This is a genomic window from Georgenia subflava, assembly GCF_009193155.1.
In the GTDB taxonomy this organism is placed as follows: Bacteria; Actinomycetota; Actinomycetes; order Actinomycetales; family Actinomycetaceae; genus Georgenia; species Georgenia subflava.
Genome location: NZ_VUKD01000007.1, coordinates 17,998 through 37,073 on the forward strand (window position 1 = coordinate 17,998; position 19,076 = coordinate 37,073).

General features: G+C 71.2%; 9 protein-coding genes. 6 read left to right on the forward strand and 3 right to left on the reverse strand.

The window, feature by feature from the left end; all coding sequences use genetic code 11:
• Positions 1 to 54: 54 nt before the first annotated feature.
• The gene (locus tag GD748_RS18065; protein ID WP_193313012.1) at positions 55 to 1,452 is read right to left on the reverse strand and encodes a polysaccharide biosynthesis tyrosine autokinase; all 1,398 of its coding nucleotides are present in this window, start codon (positions 1,450 to 1,452) and stop codon (positions 55 to 57) included.
• Positions 1,453 to 1,771: 319 nt separating this feature from the next.
• On the opposite strand from GD748_RS18065, the gene GD748_RS18070 reads away from it, so the two are divergent.
• Positions 1,772 to 3,523, forward strand: a complete 1,752-nt coding sequence (locus GD748_RS18070; protein WP_193313013.1) for a right-handed parallel beta-helix repeat-containing protein — start codon at positions 1,772 to 1,774, stop codon at positions 3,521 to 3,523.
• Positions 3,524 to 3,695: 172 nt separating this feature from the next.
• A complete protein-coding gene (locus GD748_RS18075) occupies positions 3,696 to 4,961 on the forward strand; it encodes a DUF1972 domain-containing protein (protein ID WP_152196648.1) in 1,266 nt (421 codons plus the stop codon).
• 49 nt (positions 4,962 to 5,010) lie between these two features.
• On the opposite strand, the gene GD748_RS18080 is transcribed toward GD748_RS18075, so the two are convergent.
• The gene (locus GD748_RS18080) at positions 5,011 to 5,763 is read right to left on the reverse strand and encodes a CDP-alcohol phosphatidyltransferase family protein (protein WP_152196649.1); all 753 of its coding nucleotides are present in this window, start codon (positions 5,761 to 5,763) and stop codon (positions 5,011 to 5,013) included.
• 240 nt (positions 5,764 to 6,003) lie between these two features.
• On the opposite strand from GD748_RS18080, the gene GD748_RS18085 reads away from it, so the two are divergent.
• A complete protein-coding gene (locus GD748_RS18085; RefSeq protein WP_152196650.1) occupies positions 6,004 to 8,826 on the forward strand; it encodes a helix-turn-helix transcriptional regulator in 2,823 nt (940 codons plus the stop codon).
• Here the strand turns inward: GD748_RS18085 and GD748_RS18090 are convergent.
• The gene (locus GD748_RS18090) at positions 8,823 to 9,275 is read right to left on the reverse strand and encodes an adenylyltransferase/cytidyltransferase family protein (protein ID WP_152196651.1); all 453 of its coding nucleotides are present in this window, start codon (positions 9,273 to 9,275) and stop codon (positions 8,823 to 8,825) included. The genes GD748_RS18085 and GD748_RS18090 overlap by 4 nt on opposite strands.
• 183 nt (positions 9,276 to 9,458) lie before the next feature.
• Between GD748_RS18090 and GD748_RS18095 the strand changes: the two genes are divergently transcribed.
• The 3 genes from GD748_RS18095 (at position 9,459) to GD748_RS18105 (ending at position 18,879) form a co-directional block, all read left to right on the forward strand.
• Positions 9,459 to 10,229 (forward strand): hypothetical protein, encoded by a 771-nt coding sequence (locus GD748_RS18095; protein ID WP_152196652.1) that lies wholly within the window; start codon positions 9,459 to 9,461, stop codon positions 10,227 to 10,229.
• A gap of 129 nt (positions 10,230 to 10,358) precedes the next feature.
• On the forward strand, positions 10,359 to 14,999 hold the full coding sequence (locus tag GD748_RS18100; RefSeq protein ID WP_152196653.1) for a PKD domain-containing protein: 4,641 nt from the start codon (positions 10,359 to 10,361) through the stop codon (positions 14,997 to 14,999).
• Between the two features lie 187 nt (positions 15,000 to 15,186).
• Complete coding sequence (locus GD748_RS18105) at positions 15,187 to 18,879, forward strand: PKD domain-containing protein (RefSeq protein WP_152196654.1); 3,693 nt, start codon at positions 15,187 to 15,189, stop codon at positions 18,877 to 18,879.
• Positions 18,880 to 19,076: the final 197 nt, after the last annotated feature.

Here is a 19,076-nt window from a genome sequence, read left to right on the forward strand (position 1 = left end):
TCGCAACGTCCTCGGGCGACGCGTCAGATCGTCGCAACGTCCCCCGGCGACGCGTCAGGTCGTCGGGCTCAGCTCGACGTCGCGCGGGTCCGGCTGCGCCGCCCGGCGCAGCTCGCCGTCGACGGGACGGGAGCGACGCGCGGCGCGGCGGCGACGCCTGACCCCGGACCAGACCGTGCCGAGCAGCCTGAGGCGGTTCTGACGCACGATGCCGAGGCAGGCCTCGAGCTCGTCGCTCGTCACCTTTCCCGCACGGACGACCAGGACGAGACCATCCAGGCCACGCGCGAGGACGACGGCGTCGGAAACCTCGAGCAAGGGCCCCGAGTCGTAGATGACGATGTCGAAGCGCGAGCGCAGCTCGTCGATCACCCGCGCCATGGCCTCCGAGCCGAGCAGCTCGACGGGGTCCAGCGGCAGGTACCCGGCCGGGAGGACCGTCACGCTCCAGTCCTCCCGCTCGGTGAGCACCGTGTCGAGCTCGACATCTCCCACCAGCACGTCGGACAGGCCGACCGTGCTGTCGACGTCGAAGACCACCGAGGCCGCCGGGCGTCGCAGCCGTGCGTCGACGAGGCACACGGAAGCACCGGTCAACGCCCAGCTGACCGCCAGGTTGGCGGCGACGTCGGCCCCGTCCCCGGTCGGTGAGCTGACGACGAAGTGCCTGAGCTCACGGTCCGGGTCGGCGAGCTTCAGGGCAGTCTTGATGGTGCGGTACCGCTCCGCCTCCACCGACCGGTAGTCCAGCGCGACGAGCCGGTCGCTCCCCGCGCGCGGCACGAGGGTCGACCCGAGCGGCACGGTGCCGGTGAGCTCCTCGATGTCGCCGACGGACTTGACCCGGCGGTCATGGTGGTGCCGGAGCAGCGCGAGCACCAGCCCGACCGCGGCGCCACCGGCCAGGCCGAGCAGGAGGTTGAGCACGATCCGGGGCGACGACGGCTCCACGGGTGCTACCGCAGGCATGGTCATGGTGACCTTCACCGAAGACGCTGCGAGGCCCCGTGGCGTCTCGAGCTCCTCGATCAGGATCCCGAGCTGGCGAGACATCTCGTTGGCGATGTCCGCCGCGCGTGCGGGGTCGGAGTGCTGCACAGACACGTCGAGCATGACGGTGCCCGCCGGGCTGGAGACGTCGACCATCTGCCGCAGGCCGCGCGGCGAGACGCCGAGGTTCAGCTCCTCGATGACGGGTTCGAGCACGAACGGGCTCGAGCTGAGGGCCACGTACGACGCCATCCGCTGCACGGCGAACTGCGATCCCTGGAAGATCTCCCCCGAGCCGGCGGCATCCTCATCCGCGACGGTGACGAACGAGGTCGAGACCGCCGTGTACTGCTTCTCGGAGACGACGCTCAGCGCCAGCGCGGCCAGCAGCCCGATCAGGATCGCCGACAGCCAGATGCGCCAGCGCTTCTGCAGCAGCACCACGTACTCGAGGAACGACATGTCCATCCCCTTCGCGGGAGATCCACTCTGGCGCCGGCACGTCGTCGTGACCGAGCGGCTGGGTCCGTCCTGGCGTCGAGGCTACCGGCGCCCCCTTCGTCGCCGGGGGGAAATCCTGCGCGAATCTGCCGTCGCCGTCCCGGCCGTCCTCGGGCACGTTACGGAGCGCACCGACCGGTACCGCGGGCGCCGGCCGGTCCGGCACGAACCGCGAACGCCGCGAGCCGATGGAGATACGCTGCTCGTGGGAACGACGGAGTTGCCGGCTGGACGTGAGCAGGAACCTATGCCGCCAGGAGATCGCCGCACCGGCTCATCTGTGCGCAGGTGGGCCGCTGCACTCGCGTTCGCCCTCGTCCTCGGCGCCGGTCTGCTGGGTTACGCGCTCACCCGCGACGGCTCGGAGGGCGGTGCCCCGGCCAGTGCCGCCGTCGCCGACGTGCGCACGATCCACGTGGCCGTCGACGGTGACGACGCGGCGGAAGGCTCCGCCGCCGCCCCGCTCCGCACCCTCGAGGCCGCGGTCCGACGCTCGGACGACGGCGACACGATCCTGGTGCACTCCGGCACCTACCGGGAGTCGCTCAAGATCGAGGGGCGCCCGGGTCTGCGGCTGGTCGCCGCGGCGGGGGCGGACGTGTGGCTGGACGGCTCCGTCGTCGTGCCGGAGTGGTCCCGTGAGAACGGGCTGTGGGTCTCCACGGGCTGGACCGCCGAGTTCAACGCCAGCCCGACCTACAGCTGGGGAGCCCCCGACCACAGCCGGACCGGATGGAACTTCGTCGACCCCGCGCATCCGCTGGCCGCGCACCCGGACCAGGTGTGGATCGACGACGAGCGTCAGGTTCAGGTCGGCTCGGCGAGCGAGGTCCGCGAGGGGACCTTCTACGTCGACTACCAGAACGACGAGCTGGTTCTCGGGAGCGACCCCGGCGGCGCGACCGTCACGGCGAGCGCCCGGTCCCGTGCCCTGCGGGTGCGCAGCGCCGACGTGCTGGTCCGCGGCATCGGGATCCGCAAGTACGCGCCGTCGGTGCCGCACATGGGCGCGGTCACGGTGGAGGCGCCGGGCGTCACGCTCGACCGGGTCAGCGTCACGGACAACGCCACGACCGGTGTGCACGTGCTGAGCGAAGGGGTGCGGCTGCAGGACGTCGCCCTCGAGCGCAACGGGATGCTGGGGCTCAGCGCGACCGAGGCCGACGGCCTCGAGCTGGTGCGTCTGACGGTCCGCGACAACAACCTCGAACGGTTCAACCAGTCCCCCGCCGCGGGTGGCGCGAAGATCGGACGCTCCAGGGGCGTTCTCGTCGAGAACAGCACCTTCACCGGCAACCTCGCCAACGGCCTGTGGTTCGACGAGTCCGCGTACGACATCGCGATCGTGCATTCGCGCGTCCTCGACAACACCGGGCACGGCGTGTCGATCGAGGTCTCCGGGGAGGCCGCCGTCGTGGGCAACGTCATCGCGCGGAACGTCGGCAACGGCCTGAAGCTCAACGACACCGAGGACGTCGACGTCTGGAACAACACGTTCGTCGACAACAACAGGTCGATCAACGTCGTGCAGGACGACCGGGACCTGCACCCCCGCGGGACCTTCCGCGATCCCGACCTGCCGCTCACGTGGCAGACCCAGAGCGTCGCGTTCCGCAACAACGTGATCGTCCACACGGGCACTGCGGCGCTGCCCGCGAAGATGGAGTCGCGTACCTGTCTGCTGTGCGTCGAGGACTTCAGCGGCCGGTGGACCGCTGCCGAGATGGACGTGACCGCGGCCGGCAACGTCTACCAGCGGCCGGACGACATGTCTCCCAAGTGGCTCGTGGTGTGGTCACGCCGCGACAAGGACCCGCACGTGTTCCGCACCGTGGCCGACTTCCGCATCACCGTGCACCAGGAGGAGACCGGCGTCGAGTTCACGGGCACCACGGTCCTGTCCGAGGACCTGCAGCCCCTGCCGGTCCTGGAGGAGCTGTCCGGCTCGGTCGCCCTGCCCCTTCCCGACGAGCTCGCCGAGCTGGCAGACCGCACGCCGGGAAGCCGTCATCTCGGGGCGTGGACGGACTAACCTTCTCGGCGTCTGAGCACAGATCGTTCACCCGTCGTTCATCCTCCGGGTCATGCTGCGCTGCCTCTATGCTCCGCGGATCCTGACGGCGCACAGCGCGAGCACCGCCAGAGCCGTTCGAGCGGTTCCGCCGCTCCGTGCGACTCGACGCCTGCTCGAGACGGGGTGGCTGATGACGATGGATCCGACGACCTTGAGCATCGCCATGGTGGGAACGCGCGGGGTGCCAGCTCACTACGGCGGCTTCGAGACCTGCGTCGAAGAGGTCGGCAGCCGTCTCGCCGAGCGCGGGCACCGCGTCGTCGTCTACTGCCGAGGGACGGCCGACGCTCCCACGCCTGCGAGCAGCCATCTCGGGATGGACCTCGTGCACCTGCCCGCGATGCACCGGCGGTCGCTGGAGACGCTGAGCCACACCGCCCTGTCGGTCGCGCACCTGGCGCGTCACCGGACCGACGTCGCCCTCTTGTTCAACGCCGCCAACGCCCCGCTGCTGCCGGTGATCAGGGCGAGGCGCATCCCGGTGGCCACCCATGTGGACGGCCTGGAGTGGCTCCGCAGCAAGTGGGGGCCGGGCGGTCGGCGCTACTACCGTCGTGCCGAGTCGCTCGCGGTGCGCTGGTCTGACGTGGTGATCGCGGACGCACCCGGCATCGCGGACTACTACCGCAACGAGTTCGGCGCCGCGTCGACCCTGATCGCCTACGGCGCACCGATCATCGATCCTGGTCACGACCGTCTGTCCGAGCTGGGACTGGAGCCGTACGGCTACCACCTCGTGGTCGCCAGGTTCGAGCCGGAGAACCATGTCCACACGATCGTCGAGGGGTACCGCCACAGCGACGCTCGGCTGCCGCTGGTGGTCGTCGGCTCGGCACCGTACGCCGATCGCTACACCGCGCACCTTCACCACCTCGGGGACGACCGCGTCCGGTTCCTCGGTGGTGTGTGGGACCCCGAGCTCCTCGACCAGCTCTACGCGGGCTGCTTCATGTACATCCACGGCCACTCCGTCGGCGGCACCAACCCGTCCCTGCTCCGCGCGATCGGCGCCGGGGCACCGTGCCTGGCGTTCGACGTCCCCTTCAACAGGGACGTGCTCGGTAGCGCGGGGACGTACTTCGCCAAGGGCGCCGACGTCCGCGACGCCCTCCACCGGGCGGAGCAGGATCCCGCGGGTCAGCGGGTCCGTGGTGCCGCCGCGCAGGACCGGGCACGGACGTACCGCTGGGACGACGTCGCCGACTCCTACGAGCAGCTCTGCCGACGGCTGGTCGTGGAACCTCGCCCCCGGCGGGTCTCCGGGCGTCGGAGGTCCGGCCTCGCACAGCCCGCCGCACCAGCGCCTGCACCTGGACCCGTACCTGCACCTGCACCTGCACCTGCACCTGCACCTGCACCATGGGTCCCGAGCGCCCCGTCTGTGCCGAGGGCCTGATCGTCACGCGTGCGCCCTGCCGCCATACGTGCGGGCGGAGTGGGACCGCCTAACGCGTGCCCGGTACCGGTGAACCGAGCCGGGAGATGTCCCGGTACCACCGCGGCAGCGCCAGCAACAGGTAGCCGGCGGTGCCGAGCATGAGGATGCCGTAAGGGACCAGGAAGACCTGCGGCCATGCGAACGCGAAGAAGATGAGGCAGAGGATCCCGTAGTCGGTGGGGGCGGCCAGCACGGACCGGAGCACCGAGGGTCGGGCGTTCTCGGCCTGCGCGAGGGCCGGCCCGCTCGGCCGACGCAGGCTGTCGGTCAGGATGAACCCGAAGAACAGCACCGAGTCGACGATGCTGTAGCAGATCGGGACGAGCAGCAGGAGATCGGTGGGCAGGTCGGCGAACCGGTACATCGAGACCAGCACCGCGAGGTGGATGGTCGCCGTCTTCGCGCTGTCGCAGACGTGGTCGAGCCATCCCCCTGCCGGCGACCCGGAGCCGAGGAGCCGGGCCAGCTGACCGTCCGCCGCGTCCAGGCCGTAGCCGATCATGAGGAGCAGCGCGACCGTCGCGGCCGCGGCGGGCGAGGGTGGGACGAGGGCCACGAGCACGATGGCCGTGAAGGTGAAGATCGCGCTGACGCCGGTCACCTGGTTCGGGGTCAGCCCGACCTGGTGGGCCAGCGCGGCGAAGACTCTCCCGACCGGCCGGTTGACGAGCCGGGAGTAGATGGGGGCGCCCCGGTTGGACTTCTGCGCCGTCCTGAGTGCGCGGACGGAATTCGCGAATGACTTGGTCGTCACGTCCATGGTCAGCTCCGTGTCCGGCTCGGCGCGGGGGCCGTGCACCTCGTTTGCGCTGCACGCTAGGGGCTGACCGTCGTCGGCGGGACCGGAATTCTCGCGCCGGGCAGCCCGATCGGGCAATGGTGCGGAGATGTTGCGGGCCGGTGCGGACTCCGGTGCGGACCGAGGACCGGTGCGGGGCTGCCACCGGCGTGCCGGCGCCATCCCCGCGTGCGACTCCCGGTGCGCCAGTACGATTCCGGGATGGTCGACGACGGCGGGGCCGGCACCTCGCACCGGATCCTCGGTCGATCGGAGGAGCTCGACCGGATCGAGGAGATGGTGCAGCGCCTGGCGGCCGGGCGCGGCAGCGTCGTCGTGCTGATCGGGCCGCCCGGCATCGGGCTGACGACGTTGCTGCGGGAGTCGATCGTGCGGGCCGGGGACTCGGTCGCGGACCTGCGCGCCGTCCACGTCCCCAGCGGGCTGCTCGAGGGAGACGCCGGGGCCGCCATGTCGGCCATCGCCTCCGGCGGGGCGGGCGAGGTCTTCCGGCGCTTCGCCGAGTCGGCCGAGCAGACGTTGAGCGAGGCCGGCGCGGCGATGACGCTGGACGACCCGCGACTGATCCGCGTCGGGGTGGACGCCCTCCGGACGTTGAGCGACCAGCGTCCGTTGCTCGTGACCGTCGACGACCTCCCGGTGGACGACGCCTCCGTCTTCAACGCCCTGACCTCCCTGGCCGCGGGCATCGCGGACCTGCCGGTGATGGTGGCGGCCACCAGCCACGTCCTGCCGAGGAGCTCCTTCGAGGACAGCCCCGTCGGTCCGTTGTGGGTGCGCCAGGTGCCTCCCCTGGCCCACGCGGAGGCCGTCGAGCTGGCCCGTGCCGCCGTCGGCAGCCGGGTTCCGTACTCGGTGGCCGCCGACTTGGTCCGACGCACCGGAGCCGTCCCGGGCGACCTGCGCGCCGTGTGCGGTCTGCTCGGGCCGGACCAGCTCGCCGGGACGGAGCCGCTGCCCGCCCCGCTGCCCGGCACGGCCGTCACCTCGGCGACCTACCGTCGGTGGTGGCAGTCGCTCGGACCGCAGGAGCGGCTGCTGGTGCTCGGTGCCGCCGTCGCCGTCCGTCCGGACCGCGCTGCGCTGGAGGAGTGTGCCGGCGTGACGATCGACGAGGTGACCGGCCAGGACGGCGAGCCGGTCCTGCGCGAGGAGAACGGGCTCGTCACCGCCGACCACCCACGGCTGCTCTCGGCCGTCCACGCGCTGAGCACACCGCACGAGGTGCGAGCCGCGCAGTCCGCCCTCGCCTCGTGCTACCCGGAGGGCTCGCTCGACCGGCAATGGCTCACCCTCCGGTCGGGGGCGACCCCGACGCCCGAGCTGGTGAGGACTCTCGTCGACGGGGCCGGCACGCTCCTGGACCGCGGCGAGGCGTCCTCGGTGCAGACGCTCGTCGACGATGTGGCACAGCGTCTCGGCGAGACCGCCCCACCGGTCGAGCTGCTCCTGCTCGGCGGTGTCGCGGCGACGTACTGCGGACATCCCACGCGCGCCGTCACCCTCCTGACCGGCGCCGTCGGCGCGGCACCCGCCGCACTCGAGCGGACGTTCCCGCTGCTCCTCACCGCGATGACGCTCAGGGACAAGGGTGTCCCGCACCGGCTCGTGGCCTCGTCGCTGGACCGGCTCGCCGCACCCCAGCCCGCCGCGGCTGCCTCGATCGCCGCGCTGGCCGCCCGCCTGTGCGCGCGGTACGGCGACGAGGAGGGCTCGCGCCGCTATCTCGAGCAGGCGGAGTCGCTGCGCCCCGTCGGGGCGGACGCGACGCCGGACCTGCTCGCCGAGCTCGCCCTCACCGCCGCGATGGTGGAGCACCACCGGCCCGAGAGCGGCCCGTCCGACCCGCTCGCCGTTCTCGCGGTCAGGCGGCCCGGCCTCGACCTCACCGGCTGGATGCTCGAGCTCCAGGCACTCGCCCAGCTGATCGACTCGGGCGCCTGGGTCCAGGCACGCGGGGCCGCCTCGGACCTGTACGCACAGGTCCGGCCCGGCCAGGCACCGCTGCTCCGCGCGGAGCTCGCCATGCTGTCCGTGCGGCTGCACCTGTCGACGTGCCAGTACCGCCGCGCGCAGGAGGTGGCCGTCGCCGCCGCCGAGGAGGGCCTCCCGCTCCACGTTCCCGAGGGTGGGGCCGGGATCGGCCTGCTCGCTCAGTCGGCACTGCTCGGCGGGCACACGGCCGATGCCGAGCAGTGGTTGTCCGAGCTCGGCGAGCTCGCCCGGGGCTTCCAGACTCCCCCCGTCCTCTCGGCCGCACTCCACGAGGCCCAGGGTCTGCGCGCCCAGCTCGCCGGTGTCCCCGCCGAGGCGGCCGAGCACCTCGCGCGGGCGGTACGGGCGGGCCGGGTCCTGCCGACGACGCTGATCGACCTGGCTTCTCACCTGCACCGGGCGGGGCCGAGCAGCAGCGCCGAGCTGGTCGAGGTGGTGAGCACCAGGCTTCGGGCCGCGGCCGGTGACGCGGCGGACGACGTCGCGCCGGCGGCCACCCTCGACCTGCTCAGCGCTCCCGCCGAGGGGCTTGTCGCGGTGGTCGCCGCGGTGGAGCGAGCCGGTCGGGACTCGACCTTCCCCGCCCACGTGGCGCAGGTGCTGGAGCTCGCCGCCGACCGGCTGGGCGCACTGACGGCCGAGGAGTACGCGGCCCAGGCGCACGGCGACCCAGACCTGCCGACACAGCGGGACGCGTACCGGCTGCTGCTCCTCCAGCGGGCCCGGCAGCTGTACGACAAGTGCGCAGCGGCCGGCCGTGCGCAGGTGACCGACCGCGAGATCGAGCGGCTCGAGCGTGCGCAGGCACCCGCCGAGGCGGACATCACCAGCCTCACGGAGGACGAGCTGAGGGTCGCGCGGTTCGTGCACCGTGGCCTGACGAACGGGCAGATCGCCAGTGCGCTGTACGTCTCGGTGCGGACCGTCGAGCTGCGGCTCACCAGCACGTATCGCAAGCTCGGCATCCGTTCGAGGCGGGAGCTGCGTCAGCTGGCGAACCTCGCGACGACGGACCAGACGCCGTCCTAACGGCTGGCGGGCGCCGTCGCGATGGCGTCGGTGAGGAAGGCGCGAAGCATCGTGGACGACGTGCTGGGCGTGTAGGGCAGATACACCACTCTGGCCCCCACCTCCCGCATCTGGCTCTCCAACCGCTCGCCCTTGGGGGTCCCGAGCCAGTCCGTGCCCTTGAAGAGGATGTCGAAGCGGTTTGCGCGCCACGCGATCCGCTTGTCGACGTCGACGTCCGGGACGACGGCGTCGACGAACCTCAGGCTCGAGAGGATCTCCATCCGCTCGTCGTGAGGCACCACCGGCGCGGCGCCCTTCATCGCGACGAGGGCCTCGTCGGTGGCCACGCCGACAACGAGACGGTCGCACCGCGACCGTGCGGCACGAAGGATGTTGAGGTGACCGATGTGGAACATGTCGAAACCACCCGGGACGTATCCCACCTCGCCGACAGCCTGCTCACCCATCGCCTGCTCCCTGATTGAGAACTCATAGGTCTTCGCCTGTCCCCGCGAGACATCCTTCCCGGCGTCGAGGGCGTCGGGGTGCCGTCGTGGTCTTCGTTGCGGGAGCAATGCGGGAAATGCGGACCTACGGCCTCCGTGCCCAGACCCATACTCCTGGCAGCAGGGGGAGTTGGGGAGCAGGACATGCACACGCACACTTCGGCGCGGAGCCGCACCCGGCTCCTCGTCCTGGCGGTGGCCGTCGCGGCGATCCTCGGCCTGGTGGCCTGGGCCGTCTCGTCGGCCGTGGAGGGCCGGTCGCCGGGGACGGCCGGGGCGGACCGGGCGGCATCAGCCTCCGCCGCGCCGGAGGACCCGTCGACGGAACCAGCTGCACCGTCGACCGAGGAACCGGCTGAGGAACCGGCCGAAGAGCCGGCCGAAGAGCCGGCCGAGGAGCCGGCGGCGGAACCGACCGAGGCGCCCAGCGAGATGCCGGACGGCACCCCGATCCCGGCACCGAGCCCGGGGACGCCCGCCGCCCTCGGCGAGGGTGCCACCGAGGCGGTCGAGCCGGTCCCGGTCAAGGCGCCGGTCCCGCTCGACGAGACCGGCGACTTCGGCACCGGTGTCACGGTGGCCCTCACCGGCATCACCTCGGTCCAGGGGGTCGCCCGGGCCCCGGGCGAGATCTCCGGCCCCGCGCTGGAGGTGACCGTCGAGGCCAGGAACGACTCCGCCGAGGCGATCCCCCTCGACGGCGTGGTCGTCTTCCTCTCCTCAGGCGCGGACCGCACGCCGGCCAGCACCTTCCGCGAAGGCAGCTCGCCGCTGCAGGGTGAGCTCGCAGCCGGTGCGACCGTCACCGGAACGTACGTCTTCGCCGTCCCCGAGGACCAGCGCGACGACGTCCGCGTCGAGATCAGCTACACCGGCGAGGCCCCGACCGTGGCCTTCGCCGGCTCCGTCGCCTGACAGGTTCGACCTCCTGCGGCCACGGCCACCGGAGGGTCCTGCCCGGCGTGATGGCGTCCGGGTGCCAGCACTCACGATGTGGGGTTGATCGTCTTGAAAACGTCCAGCACACCGTCAGGGCGAGGTGCCGTGCGACTGCGGCTGCTCGTCGCCTACTGGTCCGCCGTCGTCATGATCGTGAGCATCGGCCTCGTCGGTGCATCGACGGCGCGGGCCGATACGGCGCCCGCAGACCCGGACGACCCGGCCACGCCGGTGACCGTCTCCGCCGACGCACTGCCCACGCCGCAGATCGACGGTGTGGTCTGGTCGATGGCCATGGTCGGCGACGTCGTCTACGTGGGAGGCGAGTTCACCACCGCGAGGCCGGCCGGATCCCCCGATGGTCAGGGCACCGTGCCGCGCTCGAACATGATGGCCTTCGACGTGACGACCGGGGAGCTGACTGCCTTCGCACCGGACTTCAACGGGCAGATCCTCTCGGTCGCGGTCTCCCCGGACAACGAGCGCATCTACGTCGGCGGCGAGTTCACGACCGTCGACGGGCAGACCCGCCAGCGTATCGCCGCCTTCGACGCCGACAACGGTGCGCTGCTGCCCTTCGCGCCGCCTGTCAACGGCTCCGTGCACGCCGTCGTCGCCACGAACTCCAAGGTGTTCGCCGGCGGGAACTTCGGCAGCGTCGGCAATGTCGACCGTGGCAGGCTCGCCGCGTTCACGGCGAGCGGCGACCTGCTGGACTGGGCACCCCAGGCGACCGACGGCATCGTGGCCGCGATCACCGTCAACCCGGAGGGGACCAAGGTCGTCGTCGGCGGCGGGTTCACCGCGTTGAACGGCTCGGACGATCCCGGGTACGGGCTCGGCATGCTCGACGCCGTCACGGGCGACAGCCTGCCGTTCGAGACGAACACGTGGGTCCGCAACGGCACCGACAACGGCTCGGTCGGCACGCTGACCACAGACGGGACCTACATCTACGGCGGCGGATGGACGTACACCGCCCGCGGCGGCAACTGGGAGGGCGTCTTCGCCGCGAGCTGGGACGACGGCAAGGTGCACTGGCTCAACGACTGCCACGGCGACACCTACGGCGTCCACCCGATCGGCGACGTCATCTACGTCGCCAACCACGCCCACTACTGCGAGAACATCGACGGAGTCCGACAGGGCGACGGCGGCGTCGGCGACTACCCGTACTACCGGGCGATCGCATTCGGCCGGGACGTCACCGGCACCGCCACCTGGGAGCCCGACCAGAACCGCTACGGCAACTACGAGGGCCAGCCGACCTCCTCGCAGCTCGGGTGGTACCCCAGCTTCAACGCGGGCACCTACACCGGGCAGTTCCAAGGTCCGTGGAGCGTCACGGGCAACAGCGAGTACGTCGTCATGGGCGGAGAGTTCACCCGCGTCAACGGCACGAGCCAGGAGGGCCTGACCCGGTTCACGGTCAGCGACAACGCCCCCAACGACGAGGGGCCGACACTGTTCAACGACACCTACCCGCTCAACGTGCGCTCCACGGCAGCGGGCGAGGTGCGCATCAGCTGGAGCACCAACCAGGACATCGACAACGAGTACCTCGAGTACCGGCTCTACCGGGACGTGATAACGGCGGAGGGCCGGATCCACACGCGCCAGGTCGAGGCGAAGTTCTGGAACCCCTTCACCATGGGGTTCACCGACACCGGGCTCGAGCCGGGCTCGACCCACCAGTACCGAGTGCAGGTCTGGGACCCCTTCGGCAACGTCGCGAACTCGCCGTGGACCGAGGTGACCGTCGCCTCCAGCGGGGCGGACAGCGACTACGTCACGGCCGTGTACGAGGACGAGCCCACCGACTACTGGCGCATGGGCGACGTCTCCGGCTCGACCGTCGAGGACACCACCGGCTTCCACCCCCTGACGACAGCAGCCGGCGTGACCGGCGGTGCCGGCGGAGCGATCGCCGGGGACGACGACGCGGCCGCCACCTTCGACGGCACGAGCACCGGCTACGCCACGACGAGCACGGTCGGCAACCCGCCGGACGTGTTCACGCTCGAGGCCTGGTTCCGGACCACGACCGACACCGGCGGCCGGATCGTCGGCTGGGCCAACAACTCGGAGCGACGAGCCAAGCACGACCGGCAGTTGTACATGGACGACGCCGGCCACATCCACTTCGGGGTCAAGCCCGCCGCTGACCGGCTGGTGGTCAGCAGTCCGGGAACCTACAACGACGGCACCTGGCACCATGCCGCCGCCACGCTGTCCAAGGGCGGCATGACGCTGTACCTCGACGGCGAAGAGGTCGGATCCCGCGAGGACGTCACGGTCGGCGAGCACCTCTCTCGCGGCTACTGGCGCATCGGCGGCTACACCGTCAGCGGGTGGCCCTCGGCACCGACGAGCGGGTACTTCGCCGGCAACATCGACGAGGTCGCGATCTACAAGACCGAGCTCTCCGCAGCCCGAATCGCAGCGCACCACGAGGCCGGGGCCCATGACGTGCCACCGCCCAACGAAGCGCCCACGGCCGCATTCACCAGCACGACCGACGGCCTGCGGGTCGACGTCGACGGCAACGGCTCCAGCGACCCGGACGGAGCCGTGGCCTCCTACGCGTGGACGTTCGGTGACGGCGGCGAAGCCACCGGCGCCACGGCGAGCCACACCTACACCGACGCCGGCACCTACCAGGTCACCCTCACCGTGACGGACAACGACGGCGCGACCAAGAGCCTGACCAAGGAGGTCACCGTCGTCGCACCGAACCAAGCCCCCACGGCCGCGTTCACCAGCACCGCCGACGGGCTGAAGGTCACCGTCGACGGCACCGGCTCGACCGACGCCGATGGCACCGTCACCGCCTACGCGTGGAACTTCGGCGACGGCGGCACCGCCACCGGGTCGACGGCGGAGCACACGTACACCGACGGTGGCACCTACGAGGTGACCCTCACAGTCACCGACGACGACGGCGCCACGGGCACCAGCACCGAGCAGGTCACCGTCGTCACCCCGAACGGGGCTCCCGACGCCGCCTTCGACACGGACGTCAACGAGCTCACCGTCAGCGTGGACGCCTCCGCCTCGACCGACTCCGACGGGTCGATCGCGTCCTACGCGTGGACCTTCGGCGACGGCAACACCGCAACCGGCGCCACGGTGGAACACACCTACACCGCCGGTGGAACCTACGACGTGACACTCACAGTCACCGACGACGACGGCGCCACCGACACCGCCACCGAACAGGTCACGATCGAGGCGCCGAACCAGGCACCCGACGCCGCGTTCGACTTTGACGTCGATGAGCTCACGGTGAGCGTGGACGCCTCCGCCTCGACCGACACCGACGGAGACGTCATCTCCTACGAGTGGGACTTCGGTGACGGCGCCACCGGCACCGGCGCCACGGCGAGCCACACCTACACCGCCGGCGACGCCTACGACGTCACCCTCACCGTCACCGACAACGACGGTGCGACGAAGAGCCTCACCAAGAAGGTCACGGTCGCAGCGCCGAACGAAGGCCCTACGGCTTCGTTCACCAGCACCATCGACGGACAGCGGGTCACCGTCGACGGCACCGGCTCCAGCGACGCCGACGGAACCATCACGGCCTACAGCTGGGACTTCGGCGACGGCGAGGATGCCACCGGCTCCTCCGCGCAGCACTCCTACGACGGCGCAGGCACTTACGTCGTCACCCTGACCGTCACCGACAACGACGGCGCCACCGCCACCACCACGGAGGAGGTCACGATCGAGGCCCCGAACCAGGCTCCCACCGCCGCGTTCGACGTCGATGCCGACGAGCTCACCGTGAGCGTGGACGCCTCGACCTCCAGCGACCCGGACGGGTCGATCGCGTCCTACGCCTGGACCTTCGGCGACGGCAACACCGCCACCGGCGCCACGGCGGAGCACACCTACACCGCGGCCGGCACCTACGGGATCACGCTGACGGTCGCCGACGACGAGGGCGCCCGCAAGACCCTCACCAAGCAGGTCACGGTCACGGCCCCCAGCCCCGAGCCCGAACCCGAGCCGGAGCCGGAGCCCGAGCCGGAGCCGGAGCCGACCAGGCCAACGGAGCCGACGTACGGGTTCTTCCTCAACGACGCCTGGACCACCAGGGCGAACCACGTGTTCATGTACGGCCGGCCGGCCGACGCGGTCCTCATCGGGGACTGGGACGGCGACGGGACCGACTCGATCACGGTCCGACGTGGAAACGTCTTCTACGTCAACAACGCACCCCGCGGCGGAGCCGCCGAGTCCGTCTTCGTCTACGGACGCCCCGGCGACACGGTGCTCGTCGGAGACTGGGACGGCGACGGCGTCGACACCCTCGCGGTACGGCGCGGCGCGCAGTACCACGTGAAGAACGACCTCTCCAGCGGCCCGGCGGACCAGGTCGTCGCCTACGGCCGCTCCGGCGACCAGGTCGTCGTCGGGGACTGGGACGACGACGGCAAGGACACCTTCGCGGTACGGCGCGGCGCGCAGTACTTCGTGAAGGACGCCATCGCACCCGGCAACGCCGACAGGGTCGTCGTCTACGGCAGGGCAGAGGACGTGACCCTCGCCGGGGACTGGGACGGCGACGGCAAGGACACCTTCGCGGTGCGACGCGGCGCGACGTACTACGTGAAGGACACCATCGCCGCTGGTGACGCAGACACTGTCCTGGTCTACGGCCGGGCAGACGACGAGGTCTACGTCGGCGACTGGAACGGGGACGGGAGCGACACCCTCGGCATCCGACGCCTGCCGTGACCACCTGCCGGCCGGGCCCCCGGGCCCGGCCGGCACCACCGAACCCGAGCGAGCTGGTGCGCCAGCCCCCACGGGAACCCTCGAATCGATCGGCCGGTCCGCCAGCTAGGCGGCCACCGCCAACCGGAAACTCCGCCCGCCGCAGTGGCGTCCGGGTTCCAGCACTGATGATCTGAGGTTGATCGCCTTGAAGACTTCCCCGAGCTCGGGACGGACCAGGACGAGGCTGCGCTCGCTCGTCGCCACCTGGTCGGTCGTCGCACTGGCCGTCACCGGCGTCAGCCTCGGCGGTGCGTCCCTCGCGCAGGCCGACACCGCCCCCGCCGACCCGTCCGACCCGGCCACGCCCGTGACCGTCTCCGCCGACGGGCTGCCGTCCCCCCAGATCGACGGCGTGATCTGGTCGATGGCCATGGTCGGCGACCTCGTCTACGTGGGCGGGGAGTTCACGACCGCCAGGCCGGCCGGGTCGCAGCCGGGGCAGAACACCGTGGCGCGCTCGAACATGATGGCGTTCGACGTCACGACCGGCGTGATGACGGACTTCGCGCCGACGTTCGACGGGCAGATCCTCTCGGTCGCGGTCTCCCCAGACCAGCGTCGCATCTACGTCGCCGGCGAGTTCAGGTCGGTCAACGACCAGCCGCGCGATCGGGTGGCCGCGTTCGACGCGGCCACCGGTGCCCTGCTGCCCTTCGCACCGCCGATGAACTACCACGTCCACGCCGTCGTCGCCACGAACTCCACCGTCTTCGTCGGCGGGAACTTCTCAGGCGTCGGCAGCGTCGACCGCGGCCGGCTCGCCGCGTTCGACGTGGCGAGCGGCGAGCTGCTGGACTGGGCGCCCGAGGCGACGGGCGGCGTCGTGGACTCGATGACCGTCAACCCGGAGGGGACGAAGGTCGTCGTCGGCGGCGGGTTCACCGAGCTGAACGGGTCGGACGACCCGGGCTACGGCCTCGGCATGCTCGACGCCGTCACCGGGGCCAGCCTGCCGTTCGAGACCAACCAGTGGGTCCGCAACGGCACGGACGCCGGCGCCATCCACACCCTGGCGACCGACGGGACCTACGTCTACGGCGGCGGGTGGACCTACGGCAAGGAGGGCGGCACCTGGGAGGGTGTCTTCGCGGCGAGCTGGGACGCCGGCAAGGTGCACTGGCTCAACGACTGCCACGGCGACACCTACGGCGTCTTCCCGATCGGCGACGTCATCTATGTCGCCAACCACGCGCACTACTGCGAGAACATCGACGGGGTCCGCCAGGACGACGGCCGCGTGGGGAGCTACCCCTACTACCGGGCCATCGCCTTCGGCCGCGAGCCCACGGGCACCGCGTCGTGGGAGCCGGACCAGGGCCGCTACTACAGCTTCGAGGGGCAGCCAACCTCCGCGCAGCTCGGCTGGTACCCCAGCATCAACGCCGGCAGTTACACCGGCCAGAACCAGGGGCCGTGGGCGGTGACCGGCAACACCGACTACGTCGTCATGGGCGGCGAGTTCACCCGCGTCAACGGCACGAGCCAGCAAGGGCTGACGCGGTTCACGGTCAGCGACAACGCACCCAACGACCAGGGTCCGTACCTCTTCGACGAGACCTACCCGCTCAACGTGCGCTCCACCGCCGCGGGCGAGGTGCGCATCAGCTGGAGCACCAACCAGGACATCGACAACGAGTACCTCGAGTACCGGCTCTACCGCGACGAGGTGGCAGGCGCGAACCGGATCCACACCCGCCAGGTCGAGGCGAGGTTCTGGAACCCCTTCACCATGGGCCACACCGACACCGGCCTGGTGCCCGGGTCGACCCACCGGTACCGCGTCCAGGTCTTGGACCCCTTCGGCAACGTCGCGAACTCACCGTGGACCGAGGTGACCGTCGCCTCGACCGGGACGGACAGCGACTACGTCACGGCCGTGTACGAGGACGAGCCCACCGATTACTGGCGGATGGACGAGATCTCGGAGAGGACCATCGAGGACTACGCCGAGCGCATCGTCGAGGACAACGTCGGCTTCCACCTCCTCGCCGCCTCGGCCGGGGCCACCGACGGCATCGACGGCGCGATCGCCGGCGACGACGACGGGTCCGTGACCTTCGACGGCACGAGCACGGGCTACGCCACAACCCGCACCACGGACAACCCGCCCGACCTCTTCTCTGTCGAGGCCTGGTTCCGGACCACCACCGGAACCGGCGGGCGGATCATCGGCTGGGCCAACAACTCCGACAGACGGCCGAAGCACGACCGCCAGCTCTACATGGACGACGCCGGCCACATCCACTTCGGGGTCAAGCCCAACGAGAACAGGGAGGTGGTGTCCAGCCCCGGGACGTACAACGACGGCACCTGGCACCACGTCGTCGGGACGCTGTCCAAGGCCGGCATGACGCTCTACCTCGACGGCGTGGCGGTGGGGTCCCGCGCCGACGTCACGGTCGGCGAGCACCTCTCGCGCGGCTACTGGCGCCTCGGCGGTTTCACGGTCGACGGGTGGCCCTCGGCACCGACGAGCGCCTACTTCGACGGTGACATCGACGAGGTCGCCATCTACAAGACCGAGCTCTCCGCCGCCCGCGTCGCCGTGCACCACGAGGCGGGCGCCGGGGACGAACCGCCGAACACGGTCCCGACGGCGGCGTTCACGACGGCCACCGAGGGTCTGCGGGTCACCGTCGACGGCACCGGCTCGAGCGACCCGGACGGGACGATCGCGTCCTACGCGTGGACGTTCGGCGACGGCGACGGCGCCACCGCCACCGGGCCGACGGCCGGCCACACGTACGCGACCGCCGGCACCTACGGCGTCACCCTCACCGTGAAGGACGACGACGGCGGGACGCGACGCCTGACGAAGGAGGTCACCGTCCCCGAGCCGGTCGAGGTCCCGAACCAGGCTCCCACCGCCGCGTTCGACGTCGATGCCGACGAGCTCACCGTGAGCGTGGACGCCTCGACCTCAAGCGACCCGGACGGGTCGATCGCGTCCTACGCCTGGGCCTTCGGCGACGGCAACACCGCCACCGGTCGGACGGCGGAGCACACCTACACGGCGGCCGGCACCCACGGGATCACGCTGACGGTCGTCGACGACGAGGGAGCCCGCAAGACCCTCACCAAGCAGGTCACGGTCACGGCCCCCAGTCCGGAGCCCGAGCCGGAGCCGGAGCCGGAGCCGACCAGGCCCACGGAGCCGACGTACGGGTTCTTCCTCAACGACGCCTGGACCACCAGGGCGAACCACGTGTTCATGTACGGCCGGCCGGCCGACGCGGTCCTCATCGGGGACTGGGACGGCGACGGGACCGACTCGATCACGGTCCGGCGTGGGAACGTCTTCTACGTCAACAACGCACCCCGAGGCGGTGCCGCCGAGTCGGTCTTCGTCTACGGGCGCCCCGGCGACACGGTGCTCGTCGGAGACTGGGACGGCGACGGCGTCGACACCCTCGCGGTGCGGCGCGGCGCCCAGTACCACGTCAAGAACGACCTCTCCAGCGGCCCGGCGGACCAGGTCGTCGCCTACGGCCGCTCCGGCGACCAGGTCGTCGTCGGGGACTGGAACAACGACGGCAAGGACACCTTCGCGGTACGGCGCGGCGCGCAGTACTTCGTGAAGAACTCCATCGCCCCCGGCAACGCCGACCAGGTCGTGGTCTACGGCAGGGCCGACGACATCACCCTCGCCGGGGACTGGGACGGCGACGGCAAGGACACCTTCGCCGTCCGCCGCGGGGCGACGTACTACGTCAAGAACTCCATCGCCCCGGGCAACGCGGACATCGAGCTGCGCTACGGCCGGGCCACCGACGAGGTCTACGTCGGCGACTGGAACGGGGACGGGAGGGACACTCTCGGCATCCGACGCCTGCCGTGATCACCTGCCGGCCGGGTCCCAGAGCCCGGCCGGCAGCACCGAGCCCGAGCGGCTCACCGGTGCTGGCCCCGCGGGACCGCACCGGCAACGAACGGCCCTCGACGCAGCGTCGCGTCGAGGGCCCCAAGAGCACAGGGTTGCGGTGGCGCTGCGGGAAATGCGGACCTCCCGCCTCGATGCCCCGTCCCATACTGCTC

Excerpts from the sequence above, each read along its gene's own strand:
- GD748_RS18065 (WP_193313012.1), bottom strand. The coding sequence starts at position 1,452 with ATGTCGTTCCTCGAGTACGTGGTGCTGCTGCAGAAGCGCTGGCGCATC.
- GD748_RS18075 (WP_152196648.1), top strand. The coding sequence starts at position 3,696 with ATGACGATGGATCCGACGACCTTGAGCATCGCCATGGTGGGAACGCGC.
- GD748_RS18080 (WP_152196649.1), bottom strand. The coding sequence starts at position 5,763 with ATGGACGTGACGACCAAGTCATTCGCGAATTCCGTCCGCGCACTCAGG.
- GD748_RS18085 (WP_152196650.1), top strand. The coding sequence starts at position 6,004 with ATGGTCGACGACGGCGGGGCCGGCACCTCGCACCGGATCCTCGGTCGA.
- GD748_RS18090 (WP_152196651.1), bottom strand. The coding sequence starts at position 9,275 with ATGGGTGAGCAGGCTGTCGGCGAGGTGGGATACGTCCCGGGTGGTTTC.
- GD748_RS18095 (WP_152196652.1), top strand. The coding sequence starts at position 9,459 with ATGCACACGCACACTTCGGCGCGGAGCCGCACCCGGCTCCTCGTCCTG.